This is a genomic window from Alteromonas mediterranea DE, from assembly GCF_000020585.3.
Classification (GTDB): domain Bacteria; phylum Pseudomonadota; class Gammaproteobacteria; order Enterobacterales; family Alteromonadaceae; genus Alteromonas; species Alteromonas mediterranea.
Window position 1 is genome coordinate 3522852 of sequence record NC_011138.3, and the last position, 15706, is coordinate 3538557.

Sequence of the window (15706 nt, forward strand, 5' to 3'; positions counted from 1 at the left end):
AAGCATTAAGCCAACGGCTCTATACGTAACGTTTCTTCTTCTAAAAATACTTGCGCAGGTTTCTTCCAGCATTCACCTTTCACGGTTTCGTGCATAATGAATTGCCCTGCAATTGAAATTAGTTCTGCATCTAACGACTGACAAAATACGCGAGCGCCGGTATTTCCCTTTACGCCTGCGAGCGCACGGCCGCGCAGTGTCCCGTAAACATGGATGTTGCCATCGGCAAGCAGTTCGGCCCCTTCACTCACGGATGCCGTAACTACTAAGTCGCTTCCTTCTGCATAAACTTGCTGACCAGACCTTACCGGGCGGTTAATCACCTTGGCAGGCTTTAGCGTAGCTACAGCAGGCGGGCTTATCGCTTCAGCCTTTGCCGGTGCGGCCGGCTCATTATTTTGAGATTGGGCAGACTCCGCATCGCTGTTGGTTGTGCTTTCGCTTTTAACCTCAGCACTTTGCGCTGTTTTTTGTGAACGAAGCGTACTATCTGTGAATTTACTTTGACTTACATCGGCAAGACCTAAGTCATTAATCGTTGGTTTTAGCTCTGCCACTTCCCCTTTAACCGCCATAGGCTGTAGCTGTAACCTGCGACACAGTGCAACAAGTAGTTCGAATTCAGTGGCCGATAGGGGCTTAATGAGGTGCAATATCAGTGAGGAACGCGTGAAAAACTGTGGCGCACTGGCAACCTTCTGAGACAACTGAGCTTCAAAGTTATCTGGCTCAAAATCTAATACTTCTAACACAATACTGGTGAGCGTAGTGCCCTTCATGCGAAAGCAAGTTTCTGTCATTTTTTCTTCCCGAAAAGGTGTTGCTTGTGACTAAGCTTTAAAGCAAAACCTATTAGCGCAATATGTTGTTGCTGTCTAACGCAGCTGTATAAATCTTTCAGTGTGTCACTGTATCAAAAATTGCGTGTACATACAGCAACTGTGCGGTGTGTTTAACACGTTATTGGCATACTTTTATTTCAAAGACTAAGCCAAGAACATGCCAACAAGCGAATAGTTTTTACGCGGCAAGGGGGGCTAGCATTGTTGCTCAGGTTTTTACGGCGGCGTTAAGACGAAAAAGTGCGACTCTCGGTCGCACTTTTTCGCGTTTAGGGGCATGTTTTATATTTAAGGCCGGGTTAACTTTTCAGGGTCTAACAGTTGTACCAACTCGTCTCTGGGAATATCTGTCATCGCCTCGGCCACATCGATAACCGGCTTGTTTTCCTTATAAGCGGTTTTTGCAATTTCCGCAGCTTTAGCGTAGCCAATAACCGGGTTTAGGGCGGTTACAAGTACGGGGTTTCGATAAAGCGCTTCTTCTAAATTATCCTGGTTAACGGTAAACCCTTTAATCGCCTGTTCGCCGATAAGGCTTGCACTGTTGGTCATTAGCGACAAACTTGAAAGCAAGTTGGTCGCAATCATTGGCAGCATCACATTAAGCTCAAAGTTACCAGACTGGCCGCCCACGGTTATGGCCGCATCATTCCCAATAACCTGAGCAGAAGCCATCGCCACGGCTTCGGGAATTACCGGGTTCACCTTGCCAGGCATAATAGACGAGCCAGGCTGTAATGCCGGTAACGCTATTTCGCCAAGCCCAGCTAGCGGGCCGGAATTCATCCAGCGCAAATCGTTCGCGATTTTCATTAACGTCACCGCTAAGCTTTTCAGCGCACCAGATAAGGTTACCGCCGTATCCTGCGAGCCGATAAGTGCAAAAAAATTATCTGCTGGCGTAAACGGAATATCAGTAAGTTCTTTTAACGTTTCAGAAAACGCTGGGGCAAAGTCGGCATGGGCGTTTATCCCCGTCCCTACTGCGGTCCCCCCTTGGGCTAGGGTTTGAATTGCGGGCTGCACTGAGCGAAGGGTTGCTAGCTGCTGTTTTAACTGCGCCGACCACGCCATTAGGCTTTGGTCCATACGAACAGGCATAGCATCCATTAAATGTGTACGCCCTGTCTTGCAGTATTGCGCCACAGACTCTGCTTTGACTTCAATCACCTCAATTAAGCTTTCGACCGCAGGGATGAGTTCGCCCGATAGGGCAATTGCCGCACTTACATGAATGGTGGTGGGTATTACGTCGTTAGAACTTTGTCCATAGTTTACATGATCGTTGGGGTGTACTTTTTCATTCGCGTTACGTGAGGCTAGCTGCGCAATCACTTCGTTCGCATTCATGTTAGTACTCGTCCCAGAGCCGGTTTGAAACACATCTACCGGAAAGTGTACTAATACATCATCCATTGCTAAAAGTTCATCACACGCGTTAACGATGGCTTGCCCGCGGTCAACGGTTAGTGCTTCAAGTTTCATGTTTGCTTGCGCCGCTGCCTTTTTAACGGTGATGAGTGCGCGAATGAATGCCTCTGGCATTTGCTGACCGCTTACGGGGAAGTTGTTTATAGCCCGTTGCGTTTGCGCGCCATATAGTGCGTTTTTGGGTACTTCAAGCTCTCCCATGCTGTCGCGTTCTGTGCGTGTCGCTGTCATTACTCGTGTCCTTGTATTGATGAAAATGGTTGAAAACTTAGGTACTGCGCTTAGCAAGCTTCCCCTGCTTTGAACCTGCTCATATCTATTGTTATCCGTGCAAAGCCTATTCGATCACTCTTTTTACTCAATATAACGGTTTGCGTTTCATTCTGACCGCTATAAAGCTAACTAGCGCCTCGATAAAGCCAACTGATTAGCTTGATGTTTAATTGGCGCGGCAAGCAGCATATCACCTTGTGTACGTTTACTTGCCGTTACACGAATGAAAGTACATTGAGCATAGCACCAATAAAAACAAATGATAACCATTAGCATTTGATTTGATCTAGTGGTACGCTGATACGTATGTAAGGATGAACCATTTCGTTCCACCAATAGGTGTAATTCATCTAAATTCAAGGACATTATCTATGATTAAGAAGTTACTTGGAGGCGCTACGTTTCTTTTCTTCGCTTCAAGCGCTTTTGCAAATGACTGTGCTGTTACCGTAGAAAGTAACGACGCTATGCAATTTAATACGTCAAATGTGGTTATTCCAGCAAGCTGTGATGAGTTTACCGTCACGCTTAAACATACCGGTCAGTTACCGAAACAGTCTATGGGCCATAACTGGGTTATGACAGCCAAGGCAGATGGACAAGCTGTAGCAACCGACGGTATGAGCGCTGGTTTAGACAATAACTACATTAAGCCTAACGATGAGAGAGTCATTGGCGCTACAGAAATTATTGGCGGCGGTGAAGAAACCTCTACCACGTTTTCAGTAAAAGGGTTGAGTAAAGATGAAGACTATATGTTTTTCTGCTCTTTCCCAGGCCACATTGGCATAATGCAGGGAACGGTTACACTAGAAAGTTAATAGTAAAAACGTGTTGGCGCGCCAGTAAACCGGTGCGCCTTTATCATTATGACTGTATTACGCTAAGCTAACGCTTCTCGATACAGGCTTTAGTTATAGTCATTAACTTGGAATTATTCCACGCCAACAGAAAGCGCCTTATTCCAAGGTACGCTTAGCTCATAGTTATCTTTTCGCGTTTTATATTGATACACAGTGGTAGATAACTCGATGGTTTCAATATCTATATCGCCGGGAATGTTGAGCGTTAGGTTAACCGCTTGGAAAAAGCGAAAGCGGTATTTCACATCCTCACCCAATGCACCTGATTTACCCGATGTTAGCGTTACCGGCTCGCCATTTCGCTTCCCTGTAATCACAATTTTTACATTGCCATTTATTACCGCTTTCTTCTGCTTCGCCTGAAGTAACACCATTCTTAGCTGGTAAGTCTCTTCAGCGACGGGAAAGACTTCCACCCCCTCAATGGCAAAGCCTGCATCAACTTTTTCTGGGGCCATCACCCGCTCGTAAAAGCCTAATAGCTCTTGCTGCGCTTCTAGCTCTTTTTTCTGCTCACTTAAGGTGCTGGTAATTTTTTCTGCTTCTAGTTTTGATAATTCTATAGCCACTTCAAGTTGATTTACTCTCGTGATCAGGGTGTTATTTTCGCTAGACAAAATGGCAATAGTGTCTTGCTGGGCCTGTACTTTTTTATGGTCTCCCTCATCAATCATTCGGGCGAGTTTATAACCAAACCCCACCATGACTAACATAATAAGCGCCACCAGCAGTGACCATTTATAATTGCCTAGTACTTCTTTTAACTGATCTGTTGTCATCTTCTCTACATCTATAAAAAACACTCAGTGCTAAAGCGTTCTAAATATTATGAATTTTAAGTGTTTATGGTAAGCTGCTAGCTACGTTAATCAACTGTACCACAACATGCGCTTGCAGGCTTTAAGAGAGGAAGTAGCTCACCCACGCACATCCATTCAGTTGTGCATGCTGGGCATTGTAGGGGGAACCTGCGCGGCGCTTATCATTATATTGTTTCGGCTCTGTGTTGAGTGGCTACAAGAAACCGGCGTATCGTCGCTTCAAGCTGTGCTTACCTACGACTGGTTAGTTTGGCTTATCATGCCTTTTATCAGCGTAGGGTTAATACTGTTCATCGCATTTCTTACTGGCTTCAAGCATTACCGTCTGGGTATCCCCTTCGTTATACACAGGGTTAAGTATTATTACGGCTATGTACCACTTAGAACCACAATAAACCAGTTTTTTGGCGGCATGCTTGCCTTAGTGGGGGGCTTTGTTGTAGGAAGAGAAGGTCCATCGGTGCACATGGGCGCTTCTGGCAGTAGCTTTTTAGGGCAATGGCTTAGGCTGCCTTACAACAGTATACGTATTCTGGCTGGGTGCGGCATTGCTGCAGGTATCTCGGCATCGTTCAACACCCCATTTGCCGCCGTTATTTTTGTTATGGAAGTGGTGCTTCGAGAATACAAAATTCATATCTTTGTTCCCATTATGCTAGCGGCCGCCTGCGGCTCTGTACTGACCAGAATAGTGTTTGGCGAAGTGAACGAACTGTCGTTTTTATCTTTTAACGCGTTCAGCCAGTGGATGTACTTTTACTTGGTGCTGTTAGGTGTTTTACTGGGCATGTTGGCGGTGTTATTCAACAGCCAGTTAATGAGCGTTATGACCTGGTTTCGCCCCGTTTCTATGGTGTGGCGCTTAGTACTTGCCGCGCTAATAACCGGTACAATCGGTATGTTTATCCCCGAGGCGCTTGGTGCTAATTTTATAGACGTAGAGCATTTGTTTGATAGCTCTCCGGGCGCTTTACTACTGGTATCTACCCTAATATTCAAGGTGATACTGGCGGTGTTCGCTATTGGTTTGGGAATACCGGGGGGCATCATTGGCCCAGTGATGGTAATTGGCATGCTGGCAGGCGCGGTGTTGTTATTACCGCTTTCCTACTTTATCAACGTTCCTGAGTTTACCAACAGCTTCGCTTTACTGGGCATAGCCGGCATGCTGACTGCGGTTTTGCACGCCCCCCTTGCTGCCCTATCTGCGGTTATGGAGCTTTCATATAGCCCGCAAATAATTTTGCCCGCTATGCTTGTCATTGTGCCTGCTTACGTGACCTCAACGCAGTTTTTCGGTAACCGTTCCATATTCATCCGTCAGCTCGACTACCAGAACTTACCTTACGCCATTTCGTCTATTCGCGAGGCCCTTGAAAAAACCGGCGTACTTGCGGCCATGAACACAGAGTACAAACTTTTTCACGATGCACCAGAGGCTGCACTTTTCAACTACTTAGAAAGTAATCCAACAAAAATTGTCATTCAGAAGTCAAAGTTTGAAATAGATGTGCAGTATAAACTGGTCCAATACAATGTCAGCTTGGAACACGATGCATCTGCCTTAAACTATTATGATATGGAAGGCATAAGTGCGCAGTCCACACTGCACGAAGTGTATGAACATCTCAAAAATTCGCGCTCTGGCGCTGTTTATATTTACGATCAGGAGCTTAACGATATTATTGGCGTAGTTACGTGGAATATCCTGCAAAGCTTCTTACAAAAGGCTCATTACTAATATGTACATTTTATGGTTTAAGGCACTGCATATCTTTTTCATGTTGGCATGGATGGCCGGGTTATTTTATTTACCTAGGTTGTTTGTCTACCATGCCACCACACAATCTCAAGTGGTAAAGGATGAATTTAAGGTGATGGAACGCCGGTTGTGGTTCTTTGTTACACCATTCGCCTTGTTAACTCTGGCATTCGGCGTTGCGCTTATTGTCAGCTACGGGGGCACGTGGTTTAAAATGTCAGGGTGGCTTCATATAAAGTTACTGTTGTTGCTTGCTATTTACGGGTATCACTTCTATTTGTTTAAGTTAATGAAGCAATTCGCACGGGACGAAAACAGACACACGCCCCGTTTTTATCGTTTTTTAAATGAAGCGCCGGTATTAATTATTCTCGCTATCGTTTGTCTCGCGGTGGTGAAACCTTTTTAGGGGTAACGCTAAAGCAAACACGTAAAATATACGCGCTAGACAGCACTTAAGGAAACAGTACTTATGGAAACTGTACTGCCTAGCAATAGTTAAGTAACTAAACGTGATGTTGATGTACACATAGTCGCCGAGTAGACCCCACTTCTCGGTTTTAATGAATTGTTCAGATCGGAAGACTTACCATGGATGATAGTAATCAGCACCTTAAACATTTGCTAAAGCAAACCGACCTCGCCTTCAAGGCGCTTATGAGAGAGCCTGCTTCTAGCCTGCTTAACGAGCAATATGAAAAAGCGAAGCTAGAGCTAGACACCTATACCGCTTCGCTTAAGCACACGCTAAATCAACGTCAGTATCAACGGCAGCGTTAATTTACTGCAATCAGCTACAGCACCATATAATGCTTTTCATTAAGTTATTTTGGTATACATTTCAAATTGATTAGGTAAGGAACTTGCAAGCTCCCCTGAAAGGTTCGTGTAATCTGCGAGTACCGATGGCAACTGCTTTACAAGCAGCCCCATGTTGCCTTTGAGCTCCTTCGCTTGCTTCTCATTTCGATATGAAAGTGCTAATTCCACGTTCGCCAGTGTAGAAAACAACTTTAAACACCGTGATAACCTTGATTCCGCAGGCTCTGCCTGCTCAGATGAAGCCGGTTTATCGTCTGGAGGCACTTCTTTACTAGCAGTGCTGTTTTTCTCTAAGTGCTGCCATGCATCTTCCCACACCGGTTCTAACTGTTTATGCACCTGTAATAGTCCATTTAACCAATTTTCTAGTGCGGGGGATGGGTAGGCGCTACCTTCTATTTCTAACGTTTTTAGCAATTCGCAAGGAAGGGGAGACTTTTCTTGACGCATAAAGTCTAAATGCGCGCGCAGGCCGTTCATGAGAGCGTCGGCTAACTTATCTACATCTTTATCGACCAGTTGGCTGTTGCTAGACTGAATAAGCCAAGGCATCCATTGTTCCGGCATCGGAATTTCAGGCGCCGATGCCACAGCGAATATCATTCCATCAATATGATGGGGACTTGGCAGAACCTCTCTAAAGCTAGGTAATGAAACAATATCGCTGATTGTATTTATTGGAAACCCGTCATTCACCATTACAGTCCTATTTTAATTTGCGTTCTCTTTCATGAAACGGTAGTCTGCGCGGCCACTTTGCAAGGGGGCGTTTTTAAAGCCTTATATCATTCATATAAGGCATAAAGTAAAGCACGACACTTGCATTGGGCACGCGACAATAGGTTTAAAACCAATCTGTTACTGTATTGGTTTAGCGGTACTGTTGCGTGCTCGCCTACCTATTGTCATGATAGCAAAACTTAACTAAGAGTCGTTGCAATGGCAAAAGATAAATCAGGATATATCATCGCGGCCGCCTTTATAGGCCCTGGAACAGTAACTACAGCCAGTTTGGCGGGTGCAAACTTTGGTTTTCACCTGGTGTGGGCACTGCTATTTTCCATCTTCGCAACCATCGTACTGCAAGACATGGCCGCTCGATTAGGCGTGGCAAGTGGTCAGGGCTTAGCCAGCGCTATGAAAAATATGGCGTATAAACCTTGGCTTAAAAACGCATTTATTGTGTTAATTGTTAGCGCCATTGGTATTGGAAACGCCGCCTATGAATCAGGAAATTTAACCGGCGCGGCTATTGGCTTAGATGCCTTTATTAGTATCGGCATAGGTCCATGGGCCAGCATCCTCGGCACAATTGCCATTGTTTTGCTTTGGTCCGGAAGCTACAAATGGATTGAAACCGTGCTTGTTTACCTGGTATTTATCATGGCGGGCGTGTTTCTGGTTACGCTTTTAGTGGCCAAACCTGACATTGCAGTCATGTTTAGTCAGCTTCTTTCACCGCGCCTCGACGCAGACGCCATTACGACAGTACTTGCACTTATTGGCACCACTATTGTTCCTTACAATTTATTTCTACACGCCAGCCTTGTTGCCAAGTCATCTCGGGGCCAGAACAAACAGGACGCGGTAGTAGCCTGTCGCAATCAGTCGGCGAAAGCCATAAGCATGGGCGGGCTAATTACACTTATCGTAATGGCAACGGCTATGATGGCGTTTTTTAATCAAGCCGCCACTATGGATGCCTCGAATATGGGCGAGCAACTTAAGCCTGTACTAGGTGATAAAGCGCAGTGGTTCTTTGCGCTTGGGTTATTCGCAGCAGGCCTTACCAGTGCTATCACAGCACCATTGGCCGCAGCTTATGCCGTAACGGGGGCACTGGGGCTGTCTGACGACATGCAAAGCAAGAGCTTTAAAGCGGTATGGTTTATCATCATCGTGGTAGGCGTAAGTGTGGCAGCGCTGGGCTTTAAGCCCTTACCAGCAATCTTGTTTGCACAAGCTACTAATGCCCTTTTACTGCCTATTATTGCCATTTTCTTGTTGGTTGTTATGAATAAAAGCACCGCACTAGGCGAATTCAGGAATACGTGGAAGAGTAACCTAGCAGGCTTTGTTGTAGTGGGTACCGTTATTGGGCTAGGTTTGTATAAGCTCATTGGGGTGTTTAGCTAACGTCAAGAAAACAAGAAAGGGGCAGAGTAATTTAGCCCCTTTTTTGGGTTATCGTCGTGAGTAACCAAGGTAACTGTGAACCCATGTGACCGATAGCCTCGCTGCATATGAGAAGGGCCAAAGGCATACTTTGGCCCTTTTTAACAACGCTCATAAGTTAGAAAAGTACTCTTACCCCTTCTCTTAGCTGGCGAGGCGTTGAAGAATGTCTTGGAGCATGGATTTGCTGCAGCCAAAGTTAATTCTAAAGTGGTCGGCTTTATGGAAATCAATACCTGGAGATGGACCAACGCCCTTCTCTTGTGCCCATTGCTGAACATTTTCTACGCCTAACCCACTGGCATCTACCCAAGCTAAAAATGTCGCATCGGCTTTAAGCATACGCAGCCCGTCTATGCTGTTAATAGTGTTAAATACCATGTCTCTATTTTCGCGAAGGTATGCAATTTGCGCCTGGTGCCAGTCGTCACACTGGGTAAATGCCGCTTCAGTCGCTGCCAGTCCTAGCACAGTAACCCAGGGCACAATGCCCGCCGCCGCATTAGTAAATGACTGGCGCAGTTGCCTGTTAGGAATAATGGCGAATGACGTGCCCAAGCCTGCAATATTAAAGGTCTTACTTGCAGCCATCAGCGTAACGCTATTATCGGCAAGATTGACTTCACGCCCAGCGGGTATGTGCTGTTTGCCCTCTTCAAGAATTAGGTCACAGTGAATTTCATCTGAACAAAGCGTAACGTTATTTGCATTACAAATGTCGGCAATGCGATCTAACTCTTCTTTAGAAAGTACCGAACCCACAGGATTCATTGGGTTACACAGAATAAACAGCTTACATTTAGGGTCTGCCGCTTCTCGCTCTAGTGCATCAAAATCTAGTGTATAGCGCGCGCCTTCCACTTCGTTAATCGTCTCTGAGCTATCGCCGTTATCATGTTGAACCACCGTACCAATATCAACGCGCTCTAAGCCGTTTAGTTTAGGTGCAGCTAACAATGGCGGATAATTGGGGGTCTGGATAAGCACCTTATCCCCTGGCTCGCAGTAAGCCTTGCAGGCGACATTAAAGGCAGGAACTACACCTGGTGTCCACACAAGCCACTCAGGCTCGATTTCCCAATTGTGTTTATCTTTAAGCCACTTAACTACCGCCTGAATAGCGCCTTCGTGATGCGCGGGCAGTATGTATCCCATATTTCCGTGGTCTACATAGCTTGAGATGGCGTCTAGAATTGGCTGAGCACAACGAAATTCGGTATCAGCAACCCACGCAGGAATAATGTCTTTTCCTTTGTACTTTTGCCATTTAAACGAGAAGGTATCTTTTCGAGGGGGAGTATTATCGAATAACGTGCTCACTTTACATCCTGTTGCATAAAAACTTGTGGCACCAGTGTAGAAGTTTCCTGCGCTATAAACTAGGGGGAGTACGGTGAATTAACACAATTTTGCTATATCGAATTGAACTTAAATAGAGGCGAATCCATGTACCTCGTATAACTAACTCGCTTGTGATACTGCATCTTTGGACTTTTGAATTAACTCATCCATATTTAAAGGTTTAGCTAAAAATCCGGTCACTTGCAATTTACGGGCTTCCATCACTAATTCCTTATTAGGGTCTGCGGTAATGAGTAAAAAGGGCACGTCTAAGCCATACGCTTGACAAGTTTTTAATAAGCTTAACCCGTCATAGTCAGGCATTACCTGGTCGCTAATGATAAGGCTTATGGAATCTGTCGTTTGTTGGAGTAAAAAGTCTCTAGCGAACTTGCTGCGGGTAAACGGGTACACGGTAGCATCTAACTGCGTTTCCAACGCATCGGTGATAAGGTCGAGTGTAATAGGGTCATCTTCAACTACAGCTACTGAAAACACGTTTTTCCCCTTAAAAGTTAGTAGTTATTCACTATCATACAACGACTTAGATAATGAATTAAATCAATTGAACTTGCAGATGTAAGCATAGAAGTCATACGAGAGTTTGACCACTAACCTTTGGTCGATATTTGGGCCGTTGTGGCCGTATATAGCCCTAAATGCGAAATAGTAGCTCAACAAAAAATGCCAGCATAAGCTGGCATTTTAAAATGATATTTTTTGTCTTGTTTTATATTAAGACTTAGGCGCTCGTGACGCGCGCTTACGCTCGTTTTCAGTAAGAAGCTTCTTACGAATACGGATAGACTCAGGCGTAACTTCTACTAGTTCGTCATCGTCGATGAACTCAAGCGCTTGTTCAAGTGACATCTTGATTGGTGGAACTAGAGTTTGCGCTTCATCAGTACCCGATGCACGAACGTTCGTTAGCTGCTTACCTTTAAGTGCATTTACGGTAAGGTCGTTATCACGGCTGTGAATACCGATAACCATACCTTCGTAAACTTCTACACCGTGACCGATAAATAGGCGACCACGCTCTTGAAGGTTAAACAAGGCGTTGGTTAGTGCTTTACCGTTTGCGTTAGCAATTAGAACACCGTTCTTACGCTTACCAATGATACCGCCTTTGTACGGTCCGTAGTGATCGAACGTGTGGTAAAGCAGACCAGAACCCGACGTCATTGTCATGAATTCAGTTTGGAAACCAATTAGGCCGCGGCTTGGAATAACGAAGTCGATACGTACACGACCTTTGCCATCTGGAGACATGTCTGTCATTTCAGCTTTGCGAAGGCCAAGCTGTTCCATGATAGAGCCTTGGTGCTGCTCTTCACAGTCGATAGTCAGTGTTTCGTACGGCTCCTGCGTTTCGCCATCAACTTCTTTAAGGATTACTTCTGGACGAGATACAGCAAGTTCATAACCTTCACGACGCATATTCTCGATAAGAATACCTAAGTGAAGCTCACCACGACCAGACACGCGGAATTTATCAGGATCTGGCATTTCTTCTACGCGAAGCGCAACGTTGTGTACTAGCTCGTCTTTAAGACGCTCAAGAATGTTACGTGAAGTTACGTATTTACCTTCTTTACCAGCAAATGGTGAGGTGTTTACTTGGAACGTCATGGTTACGGTAGGCTCATCAACCGTTAGTGGCGGAAGCGCTTCTACAGTGTTCACATCACAAATCGTGTCGGAGATCTTAAGTTCGCCTAGACCTGTAATGGCAATAATGTCACCCGCGTGAGCAGATTCAACTTCGTGGCGAGCTAGACCAAGATAACCGTAAACTAGACCAACTTTACCATTGCGTTTTTCACCTTCAGCAGTCACCACGGTTACTTGCTGGTTAGGCTTAACAGACCCACGCTTAACACGACCAACACCGATTACGCCAACGTATGAGTTGTAATCAAGTTGAGAAATCTGCATTTGGAAAGGACCGTCGATGTCTGCATCTGGAGCAGAAACTTGTTCAACGATGGTTTCAAATAACGCCGTCATATCTTCTTTTGGCTCATCAGCGTCATGTGACGCCCAACCGTTAAGCGCTGAAGCGTATACAACTTGGAAATCAAGCTGCTCGTCCGTTGCACCTAAGTTGTCGAACAGGTCGAACACTTGGTCCATAACCCAGTCAGGACGTGCGCCTGGCTTATCAATTTTGTTGATAACAACAATAGGCTTAAGGCCTTGAGCAAACGCTTTTTGAGTTACAAAACGGGTTTGAGGCATTGGACCTTCTTGTGCATCTACAAGTAGAAGTACAGAGTCGGCCATTGACATAACGCGCTCTACTTCACCACCGAAGTCAGCGTGTCCTGGAGTATCTACAATGTTGATACGGTAGTCGTTCCAGTTAATCGCTGTGTTCTTAGCTAGGATGGTAATGCCACGTTCTTTCTCGATGTCATTCGAGTCCATTACGCGCTCTTCTTGCTCGCCTCGTGATTCAAGGGTGCCAGACTGCTGTAACAGTTTGTCTACCAAGGTGGTTTTACCGTGGTCAACGTGGGCGATGATTGCGATATTACGCAATTTACTAATATCAGTGGTATTCATGCTTATATAGAGCCTGTGTAAATCGATGCCAACTTAATTCGGGAATCGAATAAGTCTGCATTAGATTTGTTGCAAAAAAATGCAGATAGAAAAATTTGCGCGGATTGTACAGAAAAACCACGACGTTTGCGCATCTTTTTTTAATTAGAAGCAAGTTTTATCACTTTAACCCACCCAGTTTAAAAAACGACCACCTCTATTGCACCGAATTGATCAGATTCGGTGGTGATGTGCTACAAACTAATCTAGGCTAAATGACGTACAAACCAGTACAAAGCACCAAAAAGAAGCATGATTGCACATTTTTGGTGCATAAACTATCAAAAGGAAGTGATATATGCCTGTCTATGCCGCTGAAATCGGCATGCATATAGATGGCATGATAATCGCTTTCACTTTTTCCACTGTTGGAGTGAAGCTGATCATTCCGCATTTTTACATTAAACCTGGAGGACACGATGTCAGTAGATAAGGCATTAGAGCTGATTAAAGAAAGTGAAGCGAAGTTTGTAGATTTACGTTTTACCGATACTAAAGGTAAAGAACAACACGTATCTATCCCTGCGAGCGTTGTTGATGAAGAGTTTTTCGAAGAAGGTAAAATGTTCGACGGTTCTTCAATCGCTGGCTGGAAAGGCATCAACGAATCAGACATGGTTCTTCTTCCAGACGCAGACAGCTGCGTTGTAGACCCTTTCGCAGAAGAGACTCAGGTAAACATTCGCTGTGACATCGTTGAGCCTTCAACAATGGAAGGTTACGAGCGTGACCCACGTTCTGTTGCACGTCGCGCAGAAGAGTACTTGAAATCAACAGGTATCGGCGACACATGTTTCTTCGGCCCAGAGCCAGAATTTTTCCTTTTCGACGATGTTCGCTTCCACACTGACATGGCAGGCTCGTTCTACAAGATCGATTCATCAGAAGCCAAGTGGAACTCAGGTGAAGAGTTTGAAGGCGGTAACATGGCGCACCGTCCAGGCGTTAAAGGCGGTTACTTCCCAGTACCACCAGTAGACTCTGCACACGACATTCGTGCTGCTATGTGTATGGTAATGGAAGAAATGGGCCTTGTGATTGAAGCTCACCACCACGAAGTAGCCACAGCGGGTCAAAACGAAATTGCTTGCGAATTCAACACGCTAGTTAAAAAAGCGGATGAAATTCAAGTTTATAAGTATGTTGTGCACAACGTAGCACACGCATACGGCCAAACTGCGACCTTCATGCCTAAGCCACTTGTTGGTGATAACGGTTCTGGTATGCACTGCCACCAGTCTATCTCTAAAGATGGCGTAAACATCTTTGCGGGTGACAAGTACGCTGGTCTTTCTGAAGAAGCACTTTACTACATTGGCGGTATTATTAAGCACGCACGTGCAATCAACGCCTTTGCTAACGCTTCAACTAACTCATACAAGCGTCTAGTTCCTGGGTTCGAAGCGCCGGTAATGCTTGCATACTCTGCACGTAACCGCTCTGCGTCAATTCGTATCCCTCACGTAACGAGCGATAAAGCACGTCGTATCGAAGTACGTTTCCCTGACCCAACAGCTAACCCTTACCTTGCGTTCTCAGCAATGCTAATGGCTGGCCTTGACGGTATTAAGAACAAGATCCACCCTGGCGATGCGATGGATAAAGACTTGTACGACCTACCAGCAGAAGAAGCGGCTGAAATTCCAACTGTTGCAAGCTCGCTAGAAATGGCACTTGAAGCACTTGATAACGACCGTGACTTCCTTAAAGCGGGTGGCGTTATGACTGACGACATGATTGATGCATACATCGACCTTAAGTCTGAAGAAGTCACTAAACTTAACATGACAACTCACCCTGTTGAGTTCGACATGTACTACAGCTTGTAATTACACCCTGTATAGCAACTTATACTAAAGCCCGCTTTGCGGGCTTTTTTATGGCTGCTAGTTATCAACCACGTTTTCGAGCCTGTTATTTACTCAACATTTTGCTGCACTATAAGATCAATTAACTGTATCAGCGCCTACGTAATTTACTTCTGCGTGCAGTAGCTATTGCACTCTAAGCTTGTTCACACTATGTTAGTTACTAGCCCACTGTCGTCATGCTTAAGGCCTTCAGTGGAAATAAGGCTAAAACTTATGACTATCGCGAACAGGTAAACCACACGTGCGAAATAAAACGGGAAAGATATTCTTCATATTATTGCTATTAACCTCGGGCAATTTACCGTTTAACGTTTATTCTGCAGCGCAAAACCAAGCCAATGACCAACAAGCGTCAGAACGACCCGATGACGAAATGAATACCAGCGATTCCGCGACACCGTCAAACGCGCCACCAAAAATCTACAAAGTGGTGGATGAGAACGGCGTTATTACCTTTACCGATAAACCTCAGCCAAACGCAGAGCCCCTATCATTTGATGGTCAAACACAGAATGTTGTAAAGGCAGCAAAGGTTACACCTCCCCCGCCTGCGCCCCAGAAAGCCCCTAAGCCGAAGTATAAGGTGGTAATAAAAAATCCGGCCCCCGAAGCGACCATCCGCAACAACCTAGGTGATCTCACCATTTCAGCGGCTCAAACTGGTGCACCTAAAGCCCCAATTTACCGATTAATTTTTGACGACGCCCCAATAGCTAGCAACAGTTCTGGCATTTTTAAGCTATCCGGTATCCATCGTGGGGCACATACTTATAAAGTTGAACTAACTAACAATACGGGCAAGACTCTTGCATCGTCTCCAGTACAAACCCTGTACCTTCATCAGGCATCAGCGTTAATTAATAACTAATAGCGTGCAATCACTGCTTTGTAAGCGCAC

The 15706-nt window shown here is 45.3% G+C and carries 14 protein-coding genes; 7 read left to right on the forward strand and 7 right to left on the reverse strand.

What is annotated here, in order from left to right; genetic code table 11:
- Nucleotides 1-5: 5 nt before the first annotated feature.
- Together minC and MADE_RS15625 are read right to left on the reverse strand one after the other, a co-directional pair.
- Nucleotides 6-800 carry a septum site-determining protein MinC gene (gene minC / locus MADE_RS15620; RefSeq protein WP_012519606.1) on the reverse strand — a complete coding sequence of 265 codons (795 nt, stop codon included), beginning with the start codon at nt 798-800 and terminating at the stop codon, nt 6-8.
- A 330-nt stretch (nt 801-1130) separates the two neighbouring features.
- Complete coding sequence (locus tag MADE_RS15625; protein ID WP_012519607.1) at nt 1131-2504, reverse strand: class II fumarate hydratase; 1374 nt, start codon at nt 2502-2504, stop codon at nt 1131-1133.
- A 413-nt stretch (nt 2505-2917) separates the two neighbouring features.
- Here MADE_RS15625 and azu point away from each other — a divergent pair, with 413 nt between their 5' ends.
- On the forward strand, nt 2918-3367 hold the full coding sequence (azu, locus tag MADE_RS15630; RefSeq protein WP_012519608.1) for an azurin: 450 nt from the start codon (nt 2918-2920) through the stop codon (nt 3365-3367).
- Nucleotides 3368-3480: 113 nt separating this feature from the next.
- Here azu and MADE_RS15635 read toward each other — a convergent pair whose 3' ends face one another.
- Complete coding sequence (locus MADE_RS15635; protein WP_012519609.1) at nt 3481-4188, reverse strand: DUF6776 family protein; 708 nt, start codon at nt 4186-4188, stop codon at nt 3481-3483.
- Between the two features lie 106 nt (nt 4189-4294).
- On the opposite strand from MADE_RS15635, the gene MADE_RS15640 reads away from it, so the two are divergent.
- From MADE_RS15640 to MADE_RS15650, 3 genes are all read left to right on the forward strand, one after another.
- Nucleotides 4295-5971, forward strand: a complete 1677-nt coding sequence (locus MADE_RS15640) for a chloride channel protein (RefSeq protein WP_023559875.1) — start codon at nt 4295-4297, stop codon at nt 5969-5971.
- Between the two features lies 1 nt (nt 5972).
- Nucleotides 5973-6401 carry a CopD family protein gene (locus MADE_RS15645; protein WP_012519611.1) on the forward strand — a complete coding sequence of 143 codons (429 nt, stop codon included), beginning with the start codon at nt 5973-5975 and terminating at the stop codon, nt 6399-6401.
- Between the two features lie 182 nt (nt 6402-6583).
- Nucleotides 6584-6772 carry a hypothetical protein gene (locus MADE_RS15650; protein ID WP_012519612.1) on the forward strand — a complete coding sequence of 63 codons (189 nt, stop codon included), beginning with the start codon at nt 6584-6586 and terminating at the stop codon, nt 6770-6772.
- Between the two features lie 39 nt (nt 6773-6811).
- Here the strand turns inward: MADE_RS15650 and MADE_RS15655 are convergent, their stop codons facing one another.
- Nucleotides 6812-7513 (reverse strand): UPF0149 family protein, encoded by a 702-nt coding sequence (locus MADE_RS15655; protein WP_012519613.1) that lies wholly within the window; start codon nt 7511-7513, stop codon nt 6812-6814.
- A gap of 240 nt (nt 7514-7753) precedes the next feature.
- Between MADE_RS15655 and MADE_RS15660 the strand changes: the two genes are divergently transcribed.
- Nucleotides 7754-8950 carry an Nramp family divalent metal transporter gene (locus MADE_RS15660; protein ID WP_012519614.1) on the forward strand — a complete coding sequence of 399 codons (1197 nt, stop codon included), beginning with the start codon at nt 7754-7756 and terminating at the stop codon, nt 8948-8950.
- Between the two features lie 183 nt (nt 8951-9133).
- On the opposite strand, the gene MADE_RS15665 is transcribed toward MADE_RS15660, so the two are convergent.
- The 3 genes from MADE_RS15665 to typA form a co-directional block, all read right to left on the reverse strand.
- On the reverse strand, nt 9134-10309 hold the full coding sequence (locus MADE_RS15665; RefSeq protein WP_012519615.1) for a MalY/PatB family protein: 1176 nt from the start codon (nt 10307-10309) through the stop codon (nt 9134-9136).
- A gap of 141 nt (nt 10310-10450) precedes the next feature.
- Nucleotides 10451-10828, reverse strand: coding sequence for a response regulator (locus MADE_RS15670; protein WP_012519616.1), 378 nt, complete (start codon nt 10826-10828; stop codon nt 10451-10453).
- A 237-nt stretch (nt 10829-11065) separates the two neighbouring features.
- Nucleotides 11066-12898 carry a translational GTPase TypA gene (typA, locus tag MADE_RS15675; RefSeq protein ID WP_012519617.1) on the reverse strand — a complete coding sequence of 611 codons (1833 nt, stop codon included), beginning with the start codon at nt 12896-12898 and terminating at the stop codon, nt 11066-11068.
- A 458-nt stretch (nt 12899-13356) separates the two neighbouring features.
- Here typA and glnA point away from each other — a divergent pair, with 458 nt between their 5' ends.
- Nucleotides 13357-14766 (forward strand): glutamate--ammonia ligase, encoded by a 1410-nt coding sequence (gene glnA / locus MADE_RS15680; protein ID WP_012519619.1) that lies wholly within the window; start codon nt 13357-13359, stop codon nt 14764-14766.
- Nucleotides 14767-15049: 283 nt separating this feature from the next.
- Entirely contained in the window at nt 15050-15676 is a 627-nt protein-coding gene (locus MADE_RS15685; RefSeq protein WP_012519620.1) for a DUF4124 domain-containing protein, read from the forward strand.
- Nucleotides 15677-15706 lie beyond the last annotated feature (30 nt).